Raw genomic sequence first — 12,875 nt, 5'->3', positions numbered from 1 at the left:
TGATAAATAACGGAGGAAATATCATGCAATCAACAGAAGAACGCAATCTTGAAACCATTCCTGTCGGCTCACTTGGCATTATTCCATTAGAAAGCTGTAAGACACTGGGAGAAAAAATTAATGCTTATCTGGTAGAATGGAGAAGGGAACGCGATCACGAACATAAGAAGACTATTGCTTTTGAAGGTTATCAGAGGGAGAACTACATTATTGACACCAAAATTCCACGTTTTGGATCCGGCGAAGCTAAGGGAATCATCAAAGAGTCCGTTCGTGGTGATGATTTATATATTTTAGTAGATGTATGCAACTACAGTCTGACCTATTCTCTGTGCGGCCATACCAACCACATGTCCCCGGATGATCATTTTCAGGACTTAAAGCGCATTATTGCAGCCGTGGCTGGAAAATCCAGGCGTATCTGCGTTATTATGCCTTTCCTGTATGAAAGCCGCCAGCATAAGCGTAACGGACGTGAATCACTGGACTGCGCTCTTGCTTTAAAGGAACTGGTCCGTATGGGTGTGGATAATATCATTACTTTTGACGCTCATGATCCCCGGGTCCAGAATGCGATCCCGCTGAAAGGTTTCGAAACCGTACAACCCGTTTATCAGTTTATTAAGGGCCTCTTCCGTGCCCAGCCGGGACTTAAGATTAATAAGGACTCTATGATGATTATAAGCCCGGATGAAGGCGGTATGGGACGTGCTGTCTATATGGCAAATGTTCTGGGATTAGATATGGGTATGTTCTATAAGCGAAGAGATTATACCAAGATCGTAAACGGAACGAATCCGATTGTTGAGCATGAATTCCTTGGCGCGAACGTTGAGGGAAAAGATATGGTAATCATTGATGACATGATTTCCTCCGGTGACAGTATATTAGAAGTAGCTGCAGAATTAAAAAGGAGAAAAGCCAACCGAATTTTCCTGTGCTCTACCTTTGGTCTGTTTACAAATGGACTGTCCAAATTTGATAAGGCATATGAAAATGGTCTTTTCGATCATCTTCTTACAACAAACCTTGTATATCAGACTCCGGAACTTTTACAGAAAAAATACTATGTAAACTGTGATCTGAGTAAATACCTTGCGTATATTATAGACACACTGAATCACGATGCATCGATCAGCAGTCTGTTAAATCCGATTGGACGAATCCAGAACTTTCTGGAAAAACATAACAAGTAACAAATTACAAAAATAAATATAACATATTCACACAAGGAGGTAGTATTATGCAGGCAATATTTGATGAAAGTTTAGTAACAGGCAATGAATTAATTGATGAACAGCACAAAGAACTGATTGGTAAAATCAACGATCTTGTTAAGAGCTGCGAAACAGGGAAAGAAAAAACCACAGCGGTTAAAATGCTGGATTATCTCTCAGATTATACAGATTTCCATTTCAGTGCAGAAGAAAAACTTCAGGAAGAAATCGGATATCCACAGATCAGCGAACATAAAGAACAGCATAAAGCATTCATCCAGGCAATTAAAGAACTGTACGAAATGCTTCAGGAAGAAGAAGGACCTACACCTGCATTTGTTGCAGCTGTGGATAAGAATGTTACCGAATGGCTGTTTAAACATATCAAAGGATTTGATAAAGCAGTTGCGGAGTATGCCAGAAATAACTAATGTGAATTTGCAAAGTGTCTGTTAAGCTTGTATATAGCGGATACTTTGTTTTTGAAAAACGAGAATGTGAGTAAATATACAGTCAAAAAATGGGACTAATATTGGGCAGAATCCAATAGTCCTATTTTTTTGCTATCCAGAGACTCCATGCAAGTTAAATATATTTGGGTTTTGTTGAGTAATGACGCTTTGTAGATGTAGGTAGTGTATGGAAAGATGGGTGTGGGAAACTGGCATGGGCTCCGTCAGCTGGCCGCAGAACTGGTTTTCTCAGCCGAGTGGAGACCCCGGGGCTGTGACCAGCTGTTCGTTTTTGGATTCAGCAGAGTGTGTTTGGACAGTTTAGTATGAATTGGGAGAAAGTTTAATTTTACTTGCTTTCCTATCACAGAAGTAACTGGATGTAAGTACTATAACCATAAATATACTGTATTAGAATGAAGAATCCCACTACAGTGATAAGATCAAGCTGCTTTCAGCCAATAGCGTCCAGCATGCCACAACCCCGGGGGCCCACCATGCTGAGAAAACCAGCTTTGAATCAACGAATGCTATCTCGGAAAGAGAAGGGGGCGGACCAGGACATTGGTTTGGAAGGCGTATAGCAGAGCTGAGCATTTACTTATCTTCCCGGTGTGCTTTTTGGCGGATACAATTCGACTGGCTCCCATCGGATTGTAAGCGGGCAGTGAGCTGCGAAATGCATCAGGATTTCGGAGCGAATGCCCGCGTGCCGCCAAAAAGTGCTCCGGGAAGGTTAGAAAATGCCAGTTCTGCGGTAAGTCTTCCAAACCAATGTCCTGGTCCGCCCCCTTCTCTTTCCGTACACTGCCTACATCTACAAAGCGTCTCTTAATCAGCGAAACCCAAATTTATATTTGAACAAAGCATTCTTCTCTTCTTATCTCTTCCAGAATTGCTCCCTCTCTTTTATGGCAGGTAAATAACAATACCTGGCTATCACTCTTATAAAGCCATTTAAGGGTTCTTTTCAGCCGCTGTTCATCGTACATTACAAATGCATCATCAAATATCAGCGGCATTTTCTCGCCGCTTAGAAAAAGCTGAGCTGCAGCCATTCTAAGAGCAAAGTAAATCTGATCCATCGTTCCCCTGCTGACCTGTTCCAGATACAATAGTTTTTGAGGCGTATTAATTCTTACCTGCATATTAGCATCCAGATAGATGCTGGTATAATTTCCTCCGGTTACCTCTTTTAAGATATCTGAAGCCGTATGGTTCAGCTTTCTTGCCGATTCCTTATATATCTCTCTGGAAATGTCCTGTATGGTTGATATGGCAATCTCCAGAGCCTCTATATCGTTTTGGATCCGATTGCTGTCTGCTTTCTCTGCCAGAATGTCCGCCTGGTTTTCTTTGAGATTTTCAAGCAAGACCCTCTTTTCATGCAATTCTTCCTGTATCCTTTCCAGATTCCAAACCATTTTCTGAGAGGCTTTGGACGCTCCGCTGCCGGACTGGCGGCTTTCCTGCTCCCTGTTTCTGGAATAACGATTTGTATACCAGCAATAAGCAAATAACAATACAGCGGCGATTCCCAATGCCATTTTCAGCCATAACGGTTTAAGCAGAATCCCCATCAGCACTGCAATACCTGCCGCAGTGAACAAGCAGATCTGCCGGATTTTCAGCATTTTGATTTCTTCCCTGTTTCTGGCCTCCATGCGGGCTCTTTTTTCCTGTTCCGCGAGCCCTTCTCTTGCCTCCATGCTTCGTAATTCCTGAAGTTTTATAGTACCATCTTCCTGCTGTTTTTGCAGCCCACGGATCTCCTGTTCTACATAATCCAGTTTAATCTGCACCTGTTCCAGACGTTCACTGCGGACTTCATCCTGCTGCTTCTTTTTTACAGCGCATTCCCGCTGCTTATCTTTTAATGTTTCAATTGCTTTGACAACATTAATTTCATCATCTCCTGCGCTTTCAAAATTAGCCATATAATTTCGAAGCTCTGCCGCCAGCCCCTCATCCGTTTTACTGGAATTCTGACGAATAAATATGGTATTTCGAAATGCAGTTTCATTCAGCCCTTCCATCAGCATTTGAAGGTCTCCATGTATAATATCCAGCTCTTCCCCGTCGGACTCACAGATCAGCAGAGCCTTTTTTTCTAATTTATTAAAATTTCTTTCTATACGGAAGATCTTTCCACCGCTTTCAAACCGCATTGCACCGGCAAAATACCCCGGATTATCCCACGGCTGGCGTATGGTGTATTCATCATTCCTGGCAGCTCTCCCACGCATTTTATCAATGCCAAACAGCATTCCCCTGATAAATGCATGGATCGTGCTTTTTCCCATTTCATTTTCCCCGTAGATGATATTAATCCCCTCATGGAAAGTAATTATCTGATCCCTGAACTTTCCAAAATTTCTGATCTGCAATTCCAGAATCCGCATCATCTCACCTCGTTGTCTCTAACATCGCCTGTATTCCATAGTAAAGAGCCTTGCTTTGTACTTCATCCATAGAATCTGTATTCAGGCGCTGAATATATCGTCCTACTACACTGTCAGCGTATTTCTTCCCTAATTTCGCAAAGTCGTATGCCGGTTTTGACATATCGGCGACTTCCACTATATTTCCCAGTTTTTCATAACTTTTCAGCTCATACTGAATGTCCGGATCCCGATATCCGGTAATGATTATTTTATAAATATTGTGCCCGCCCAATTTTTTCATATATGCTTGAATTTTTTCCTGCAGGGAATAATCCGTCTGCGTTTCATCTGTCTCTACCTTTAAATGAATATATTCCCTGACCGCACTTGGTATAAATCTGGCTGTAAGTGTACGTTTCCTGTATTCGCCTATCATATACCCGTGGGGTCCCGTATCATTTTTATCCAGAGGTTCCAAAGCTCCTGAGTATGCCATTCTATTTGCTTCCAGTATCTGCGGCTTATGTATATGTCCCAGGGCTACGTAATCAAATCCGGCCTGGCACAACTGCCTTTTATTAATTGGGATATGCTTTTCATCCCCGCCATGTGCCAGCAGAATCGTACACACTCCGTCATCCTCCGGTACCAGTTCATCATATAAAGCATTTGTAATTTCTCTGGTATGATAACTCAGGCCATAGACAGTGGTATTCAGATCTGGAAAATGAATCCTCTGACAATCCTGGTTTTCCAGACAAATGACGTTTTCATTCCACTTAAAACCATGGTAAAACGAATCAGGCTTCAAATAGTCATGATTTCCAATAATAAATACAACTCTTGTCTCGGTAAGGGTGGAGAAAAGATAGTTAACCTCCTTTAATTCTTTTAATAAAGGCTGTCTGTGAAAAAGGTCTCCTGCAATCAGAAGCAGGTCCGCCTGCTCTGCTTTTGCTATTCTGATAATATTACGGAAGCTGTCCCAGATCTCAGTCTTACGTTCTTCACTCCATGGATATCCCACATCCGGAACAGCACCCAGATGCACATCTGCGATATGGATAAATTTCATCCAAATTCCTCCTTTCCTATATGGAAAAGACCCTGTTGCTCCATACAGGGTCTTTTCCAATTTATTGCCGTACCAGAGCCTGTCAGATAGCGTTTTTCTTACACGCTCTAAGCCAGTGCAAGTGCCTGTTCCAAATCAGCAATGATGTCCTGAACATTCTCGATGCCCACTGAGAAACGGATCATTCCCGGTGATACACCGGCATCTTTTAACTGCTGGTCATTCATCTGTCTGTGGGTATGACTTGCAGGATGAAGAACACTGGTTCTGGCATCTGCCACGTGGGTTACGATTGCAGCCAGCTTTAAGCCATCCATAAATCTTACCGCTGCCTCTCTGCCGCCTTCCAGTTCAAAAGAGATAACGCCACAGGTTCCATTTGGCATATATTTTTTTGCAACATCATAATACTTGTCGCCGGGTAGTCCTGCATAATTTACATGAGATACTTTCTCATGGGCATTCAGATACTCTGCAACTTTCTGTGCATTATAACAATGTCTCTCCACACGAAGAGGCAGGGTCTCTAAACCAACGTTTAACAGGAAACTGTTCATTGGTGCCGGAATGGATCCCAGATCCCGCATTACCTGTGATGTTGCCTTCATTATGTATGCACCTTTTCCAAATTTCTGTGCATAGATCACGCCGTGATAAGATTCATCCGGTGTTGTGAGACCATGATATTTGTCGCCATATGCATTCCAGTCAAAATTACCGCTGTCAACAATGGCTCCGCCTACCTGCATTGCATGACCATCCATATACTTTGTTGTAGAATGGGTAACGATATCTGCTCCCCATTCAAAAGGACGGCAGTTAACCGGTGTAGCAAATGTATTATCTACAATCAAAGGAACCTGATGTTCGTGTGCAAGTTTTGCAAATTTCTCAATATCCAGTACAACAAGTGCAGGATTAGCAATCGTTTCAGCAAATACAACTTTTGTATTCGGCTGAAATGCCTTACAAAGTTCTTCATAAGAGGAATCCGGATCTACAAAGGTGCACTCAATCCCCAGCTTTTTCATTGTTACGCCAAAGAGATTATAAGTTCCGCCGTAAATTGTGGAGGATGCAACAATATGATCTCCCGCTTCACAAATATTAAAAACTGCATAAAAATTTGCTGCTTGTCCGGAAGATGTCAGCATAGCGGCTGCGCCGCCTTCCAGATCACAAATCTTAGAAGCCACGGTATCATTGGTAGGATTTTGTAATCTGGTATAAAAATATCCCTCTTCTTCCAGTGCAAATAATCTGCCCATTTCTTCTGTTGAATCATACTTAAAAGTAGTACTCTGAACAATAGGAAGCACCCTCGGCTCCCCTTTTTTTGGTTTCCATCCAGACTGGATGCATTTAGTCTCAATTCTATAATCGCTGTTCATTCCAGGCTCTCCTATCTCTAATATAGTCGTATTATCTGTATTTTGTATAGTATAGCATATCTGGTTGAAAATAGAAATCCTGATTTTATAAAATTGGGGGTGCTGAGGATGACCTTTTGCAGATAAAGCATGTGAACGGAACCATCCTCTTGCTCACCTAGCCCCATATATAATACATCACAACCTGCGCAGCCCCAGCCAAAAGCATTACACTGACGGGATTCATCTTAAACTTCCGCAAAAGGATTACTGCAGCGGTGAAAATCACTACCGCCTGTACTTTTAGATCGGAGAAATGAACAGAGAAACCGGCATCTCCCCAGAAAGACAAAACCAGTATAGCAAACCCTGCCGATGCAATCATGGCAACAACAGCCGGTCTTAAACTTCCTAAAATGCCCTGAAGAACTGCCATTTCACGATATTTAAAATAAACATATGCCAAGAGGGATACAATAATACAAGATGGCAGAATACAACCGATTGTAGCTACCACTGCCCCCTGGATACCTCCAATCTGCAAGCCCACGAAAGTCGCAGAATTGATTGCAATCGGTCCGGGCGTCATCTGGGATATGGTAATTAAATCTGTAAATTCTTTTACCGTAAGCCAATTGTGAATATCTACAACCTGATTTTGAATTAAGGGCATCGCCGCATAACCGCCCCCTATACTGAACATTCCAATTTGCACAAAGCTTAGAAATAGCTGTAAGTAGATCATTTGACCGCTCCCTTCTTTATGTTATACACCGCTCTGATTACACCAATTACTCCACAGATCAGAATAATCAGAATCACATTGATATTTAACAGATAGGATGCGGCAAAGGCAGCTACCATGATGAATATAGAGAGTACATTTTTTTCTTTTACAAGGTTTCCACCCATTTCAATTACCACATCAGCAATTACCGCAGCAACACCTGCCTGCATTCCGGTCAGAACCAGGTTCACAATTAAATTATCCCGAAAGGCTTCATAGAATATGGAAATCACAGATAATATCGCAAAGGGCGGGAGCACAGTACCAATGATCGATACGGCTGCTCCCGCTGCTCCCGCTACCCGGTATCCTACAATAATAGCTCCATTTACTGCAATTGCTCCCGGCGCCGACTGGGCTATTGCAGTTAAATCCAGCATCTCCTGCTCATTAATCCAATGATAACCGTCCACAAATTTCTTTTTCATTAATGTGACAATTACATATCCCCCTCCAAATGTAAATGCACTCAGATAAAGCATAGACAAAAACAATTTTAACAAAATTTTCTTTTTCCCCATTTGTAAAATATCCTCCTTTTCATCATTGTTACTATAACGTAATTTACCATAATAGTAAAATAACGATATCTGATGAAAAGTATATGATTTTATAATACATTTCTACGGGAACCTTCAGGACCGCTCTATACTGTACAAAAGCTGTATCATACCAAATCCGGCAATAAATGCCGCAATACAAAAAATAAATTCTATTCCCTGGGGCACTCCCGGAAATACTTCTGCCACAGATCCTGCCACAAAGCCCAGAATAATCAGATAAGTTGCCTGAGTATGGTTTTTCATGGCATTTTCCAGCAATTTCGTAGTAAGTATAATTCCCAGAATAATACCGCTTCCAAGAGGAATTAAAAAAGCAAGATTAAAATCTCCAATAGCCATCATTGTTTTATCATAGATTCCCATCAGCAGAAGCAGATAGGATACGCTGATTCCAGGGAGGACTAATGCCACCGCTGCCACAATACCCGCTGCTGCCAGCAGCAGAAACCCCGGCATCCCCTCTCCGGTTCCCATTTGAAAGAAATCGGCTGGAAGAAGTTCAAACAACAGCACTGCAGCCAGACCAGCTGCGGGATATAAAAATACCTTCCAGGATATACTGCGTACCTCTGCTTTTTGGTATATCATAGGCACACCGCCTGCAACTACTCCGATAAAAAAATACAATAACAGCATGGGATAAGATTCGATCAGATGAAGTAATGGCTTGGCAAGCAGGATCATTCCCACTCCCGCACCAAGAGAAAAGGTTACAAGAAAAATCAGACTGTTTTTTATATCTTTAAAAAATGAACTGACAGATTCAATTAATTTATCATAAATCCCCAGGATCATGGCCATAGAACCACCGCTCACTCCCGGTACAAGCATGGTGCCTCCTACACAGAGACCTTTCAGGGCTGTCGTTAACATTATCTTTGACATAGCTTACTCCTACACATCTTTCTTTTTACTTATAATTTATTCGAAAAACGTGAATATATACATATGCCCGACAGCTCTATTGTTAAAATACGCTCTGGAGCGGCGGGTATTCACTGTGAAAGCCTGATGCATTTCCCAGTTCAGTACCCGCTTAGAAACTGTGCTCTTTAGATATCGTTATTTAAAAATATGAATCGTTCCTTTATCATTCAGATTCTTTAAGAGGGAAAGCGTTATTGGCAATCCAAATAACCCAAATACTCCTAAGATCTGTGCCCCGACAAACATAGACATCAAAGTCACCAGTGGATGGAGCCCTACCTGGCTTCCTACAATCTTCGGTTCCAGAATGTTACGGATTACTGTAACTACCAGATACACGCACAGCAGCCCAATGGCCATTGTGTAATCTCCCTGTATTGCCGTCAGTACTGTCCAGGGAATCATAATTCCGCCGGTCCCCAGTACCGGAAGAATATCAAAGATCGATATTAAAAACGCAATGAGAATCGCATTGTCTATCCGCAGTATTGTAAGTCCAATGGAAAGTTCAATAAAAGTAATACACATAATCAGCGCATAAGAACGAATGCATTTAAACAGAGTATTTATAACATAATCCTTTACCTCTAATGCCAGTTTTCTTGGTTTCTCTTTTAATTGTCTTAACAGAAATCCCATAACCTTATCATAGTCAATGGTTAGAAAGAAGGTGGAAATTACAGTAAATAATACACGTATTAAAAAACCCGGAAGCGTCGATGCATAGTTGGAAATTGCTCCGATTACTTTCATAGACAGACTTGAAATACTCTCTCCAAGTGACTTCACCAGATTCCCGGTAACTTCTTCCAGTGTGGAAATCATGGTTGGATCCAGCCTGGAAAGGGATTTCTCCAGGGAATCAATCAGATCCATTAAAGAAGGTTCAATGTCCCTGGCATAAATCTGTGGAATGTAAAAAAATAACTGCTGGATCGATGTAAACAGCCGTACTCCCAGAAGCGTAAACAGAACACCAATTACTGCATAAAACAATATAACAAGCAGAATTGCCGCTAATGTTTTATTAACCCTGCACTTCCGGTTAAGGAAATTTATTGGTTTTTTAAGTATAAATGCAAATACGAATGCCATTAGAAAGGGGGCTATATAAGACAAACCATACTTAAGCGCAACAACTACAATTGCCCCGATGATGAAACAATATATAAAATTAACAATAAATCTTTTTCTTTTTTCTATATCCATAGATTATAGATCCTTCCTCAGCTGCTTATTTTATCCGAAAATACCTGGGAGCCAGCCGGTAAACCAAAACAAGAGCCACAGCTATATAGCATATGGTAAATGCCAATACTGCCATTGTGAAACCTGTTCCGCCCGCCTCTATTTTAAGGCACATAAAACATATAAAATACATTACATTGTTAATTACCGTAAAAAATGGATTTTTAATATCCAGCCCCGTAGAATAAGGCTGAAATACATAGTACAGGAATAAATGATGTACTGTAAATAAAACTGCCAGAAGCATGATCGATACGGAAAAGGCCAGCAGATCTAGCGAAAATATACTGGTTCCACACAAAATACAAAAAATAACTGCCACTGCACTTAATGCCACGCCTACAATGAGATTATACAGCGATATCCGAATCAGACGTATCTTAAAATTCTGTAGAATCGTTCCCGGCTTACGGTAATATCCATAACGGAGCAGACTGATATCACAATTATAAAACATTGCTCTGCAGGATTTATCCCCAACTGACATACAATACATGATAAAAACAAAGCTGGGGAGTAAAACACCCAGATTCTCACTTAATTTGACAGCAGTGTTTTTATCACTTATATATAGGAAGATTCCCCCGACAAGTATAATGGCTGTTATAGCAAGCCTGAAATATATTGGTTTCACTAACTGCCTGCGATGTCTTGCAAAGAAAATTGCATTCATATATGCATATCCTTTAAGCCTCTGGAATTTAGCTACCTCTTCCCGGCTGGTTTTCAGATCTTTTTCTTTCATTTCTACTTCGGCAAATGAAGACTGCTTTGCCTGCTTCATGGCATTCGAAAACAAATACTTCAGTTCTATCGATCGTTTCAGCTTCTCTGCGTAGGCTTTATACCCCCACATAATATAATAAAAACTGACTGCGCCAAGGATAACAGCGATCAGCACGCTGACCGGATGGATGATAACCGGAGCCACTGTATGAGGCATGTTCAGGAAAAACGGAAGATACGCTGCCGTCAGGGATAAAATAATAACTCCCCAGGCAAATCCCATATTTCTGGATAGTACAAAACCTTTTTTATCGTAGAGATATACCTGTAAAGCTTCCCCCATCATGCGGAAAGATACAAGCAGCAGCCACAGCCCCACCCCCTGAAGTATACTGCCACCTGCCATGCGGGCTGCTAAAATCAGAAATGGAAGGTAATAAACGAAAAAGGGAACATATTTTGAAAGTAATGTAGCCTGTACATACCTTCCTGCATCCATCTGCATGTATTTTATACAAGTGATTTTCTGTCTTGTAACCGAAAAAACCTGGCTGTCCTGTAACGATCCCAGAATACAATTTGTAAAGAACAAAATATGCACCATCCACAGGAACCGCTCTGCCGGAGTCAATATCTGATTCTTCCCCATAAAAAGGAATGGTAATCCAATCATTACCGCTAAATAAAGACCCTTACCAACAAATTCCACAACCTGCATCAGGACTGCAATGATTACTGTCAGCACTTTTTTAGCAGAATCCATACCATAGGCATTGTCTGGTATCAGCTTTCCGATTACCCAGAGCCGCTTCAAATAATATAGAAAAACATTTACCTGCATCACCGTTTTCAAATGAAAAATGGTCTTGAATGTCTTAATCATGATCCTCCTCATCCTTTAATAACTCTATGATCCGGGTTTCAAAATCTTTACTTTTCAGCATCTCATGATCCAGCTGCTGCAATTTTCCTTCGCTCAGGACTACAAGTTCATCGCAAAGATCAGTTGCCAGCTGCAGTATATGAGTAGAAAAAATAATGATGTGATCCTTCTTAATCTCACGCAGCAATTTCTTAATCTCAAGTGCGACCACTACATCAAAAGAGGTCAGCGGCTCATCCAGAAGAATTACAGGCGGCCTTGCGATAATAAAACACAGCATTTGTAATTTATTCTTCATCCCATGAGAATATCCTTTAATCAGCCTGTTTCTGTCTTCCGGATCTATTTTCACCATATCAAAATATGTATCAATCGTCATTTCGGGATCTGCTCTGTCCTGGTTAATCTCAATATAAAATTTCAGAAATTCATATCCGGTGAGAAAATCCGGCAAAACCGGTGTGGAAAATACATAACCGATATGATCTTCGGCTAATGATTCCAGCTGTCCGTCCTCCCTGTATATATTTGCTGTGCCGCTATCCGGTGAAATTTCATCGCTCAAACAGTTAAACAACGTTGTTTTTCCCGCTCCATTTCTTCCAAGCAATCCATAAATTTTCCCTTTTTCAAACCGAAAAGTACATCCTTTCAGAACCTCTTTTTCTCCAAACGATTTCCTGATCTGCTCTAACTGAAGTTCCATGCGCCCTCCTTTTCCTATCCCTCTTAGTTACTTAAATTTGGTCAAATGATAGCATGAATTAGCATTTGCTTCAACAAAATTTCCTATGTTTATAGTTTTTTAATAACTACCACAAAAAAACCGGGTGCTGCAGTTACCTGCCCACCCGGTTATCTAGTTTTTAATTGGATTGCTCTAATAATTCATCCGCAACATTTCTGGCATAATCTTCACATGCGCCGCAGCATAGGGAAACATTCGTTTCATCCTGAATTTCTTCAAAACTCGTTGCGTTTTTAGCAACTGCTTCCTCCATCTCCCCTACGGTTACGTTATAACAATTACATACTACTTTATCTTTTTTCATGAGAATATCTCCTTCATTAACTTATTAATATCAATAACTATTATCGATATATTTAATATAATATATTTTTTTTAAAATGTCCAGAGATTTCATCTATTCTTTCTAGCAAATTCTGGACTTGAGAAATTTATTTATATCTTCCAAGCTAATATCATGAATCGATCTAACCGGCTGTGGTATTGTATGCTCCA

Annotated in this window: 12 protein-coding genes; 2 read left to right on the top strand and 10 right to left on the bottom strand. The window is 40.9% G+C overall.

The window, feature by feature from the left end:
- Window positions 1-23: 23 nt before the first annotated feature.
- Window positions 24-1,196, top strand: a complete 1,173-nt coding sequence (locus QR40_RS04795) for a ribose-phosphate pyrophosphokinase (RefSeq protein ID WP_027295987.1) — start codon at window positions 24-26, stop codon at window positions 1,194-1,196.
- A 47-nt stretch (window positions 1,197-1,243) separates the two neighbouring features.
- Entirely contained in the window at window positions 1,244-1,648 is a 405-nt protein-coding gene (locus tag QR40_RS04790) for a bacteriohemerythrin (RefSeq protein WP_027295986.1), read from the top strand.
- A gap of 872 nt (window positions 1,649-2,520) precedes the next feature.
- Here the strand turns inward: QR40_RS04790 and QR40_RS04785 are convergent.
- The 10 genes from QR40_RS04785 to QR40_RS04740 all read right to left on the bottom strand — a co-directional run bounded on the left by QR40_RS04785 (window position 2,521) and on the right by QR40_RS04740 (window position 12,684).
- Window positions 2,521-4,074 carry an ATP-binding protein gene (locus tag QR40_RS04785; protein ID WP_044293710.1) on the bottom strand — a complete coding sequence of 518 codons (1,554 nt, stop codon included), beginning with the start codon at window positions 4,072-4,074 and terminating at the stop codon, window positions 2,521-2,523.
- Window position 4,075: 1 nt separating this feature from the next.
- Complete coding sequence (locus tag QR40_RS04780; protein ID WP_044293708.1) at window positions 4,076-5,128, bottom strand: metallophosphoesterase family protein; 1,053 nt, start codon at window positions 5,126-5,128, stop codon at window positions 4,076-4,078.
- A 107-nt stretch (window positions 5,129-5,235) separates the two neighbouring features.
- A complete protein-coding gene (locus QR40_RS04775) occupies window positions 5,236-6,519 on the bottom strand; it encodes an O-acetylhomoserine aminocarboxypropyltransferase/cysteine synthase family protein (protein WP_044293707.1) in 1,284 nt (427 codons plus the stop codon).
- A gap of 157 nt (window positions 6,520-6,676) precedes the next feature.
- A complete protein-coding gene (locus tag QR40_RS04770) occupies window positions 6,677-7,243 on the bottom strand; it encodes a chromate transporter (RefSeq protein ID WP_027295981.1) in 567 nt (188 codons plus the stop codon).
- Window positions 7,240-7,806 carry a chromate transporter gene (locus tag QR40_RS04765; protein ID WP_044293706.1) on the bottom strand — a complete coding sequence of 189 codons (567 nt, stop codon included), beginning with the start codon at window positions 7,804-7,806 and terminating at the stop codon, window positions 7,240-7,242. Before QR40_RS04765 ends, QR40_RS04770 begins: the two co-directional genes overlap by 4 nt.
- Before the next feature lie 114 nt (window positions 7,807-7,920).
- Entirely contained in the window at window positions 7,921-8,733 is an 813-nt protein-coding gene (locus QR40_RS04760) for a DUF368 domain-containing protein (RefSeq protein ID WP_044293703.1), read from the bottom strand.
- 177 nt (window positions 8,734-8,910) lie between these two features.
- Window positions 8,911-9,984, bottom strand: a complete 1,074-nt coding sequence (gene ytvI / locus QR40_RS04755; protein WP_027295978.1) for a sporulation integral membrane protein YtvI — start codon at window positions 9,982-9,984, stop codon at window positions 8,911-8,913.
- Between the two features lie 25 nt (window positions 9,985-10,009).
- Window positions 10,010-11,632, bottom strand: coding sequence for a hypothetical protein (locus QR40_RS04750; RefSeq protein WP_027295977.1), 1,623 nt, complete (start codon window positions 11,630-11,632; stop codon window positions 10,010-10,012).
- Entirely contained in the window at window positions 11,625-12,338 is a 714-nt protein-coding gene (locus QR40_RS04745) for an ABC transporter ATP-binding protein (protein ID WP_044293702.1), read from the bottom strand. Before QR40_RS04745 ends, QR40_RS04750 begins: the two co-directional genes overlap by 8 nt.
- Before the next feature lie 160 nt (window positions 12,339-12,498).
- Complete coding sequence (locus QR40_RS04740; protein WP_027295975.1) at window positions 12,499-12,684, bottom strand: (2Fe-2S)-binding protein; 186 nt, start codon at window positions 12,682-12,684, stop codon at window positions 12,499-12,501.
- Between the last annotated feature and the right edge of the window lie 191 nt (window positions 12,685-12,875).

The organism is Robinsoniella peoriensis (genome assembly GCF_000797495.1).
Lineage (GTDB): Bacteria > Bacillota > Clostridia > Lachnospirales > Lachnospiraceae > Robinsoniella > Robinsoniella peoriensis.
The sequence above is the reverse complement of the archived record's forward strand: the minus strand, read 5'-3'. Positions and strand labels throughout refer to the sequence as shown.

Bases quoted from the DNA above. Each gene is read 5' to 3' on its own strand.
- QR40_RS04785 (WP_044293710.1), bottom strand. From the start codon at position 4,074: ATGATGCGGATTCTGGAATTGCAGATCAGAAATTTTGGAAAGTTCAGG.
- QR40_RS04770 (WP_027295981.1), bottom strand. From the start codon at position 7,243: ATGATCTACTTACAGCTATTTCTAAGCTTTGTGCAAATTGGAATGTTC.
- QR40_RS04775 (WP_044293707.1), bottom strand. From the start codon at position 6,519: ATGAACAGCGATTATAGAATTGAGACTAAATGCATCCAGTCTGGATGG.
- QR40_RS04745 (WP_044293702.1), bottom strand. From the start codon at position 12,338: ATGGAACTTCAGTTAGAGCAGATCAGGAAATCGTTTGGAGAAAAAGAG.
- QR40_RS04760 (WP_044293703.1), bottom strand. From the start codon at position 8,733: ATGTCAAAGATAATGTTAACGACAGCCCTGAAAGGTCTCTGTGTAGGA.
- ytvI (WP_027295978.1), bottom strand. From the start codon at position 9,984: ATGGATATAGAAAAAAGAAAAAGATTTATTGTTAATTTTATATATTGT.
- QR40_RS04795 (WP_027295987.1), top strand. From the start codon at position 24: ATGCAATCAACAGAAGAACGCAATCTTGAAACCATTCCTGTCGGCTCA.
- QR40_RS04780 (WP_044293708.1), bottom strand. From the start codon at position 5,128: ATGAAATTTATCCATATCGCAGATGTGCATCTGGGTGCTGTTCCGGAT.
- QR40_RS04750 (WP_027295977.1), bottom strand. From the start codon at position 11,632: ATGATTAAGACATTCAAGACCATTTTTCATTTGAAAACGGTGATGCAG.
- QR40_RS04765 (WP_044293706.1), bottom strand. From the start codon at position 7,806: ATGGGGAAAAAGAAAATTTTGTTAAAATTGTTTTTGTCTATGCTTTAT.
- QR40_RS04740 (WP_027295975.1), bottom strand. From the start codon at position 12,684: ATGAAAAAAGATAAAGTAGTATGTAATTGTTATAACGTAACCGTAGGG.
- QR40_RS04790 (WP_027295986.1), top strand. From the start codon at position 1,244: ATGCAGGCAATATTTGATGAAAGTTTAGTAACAGGCAATGAATTAATT.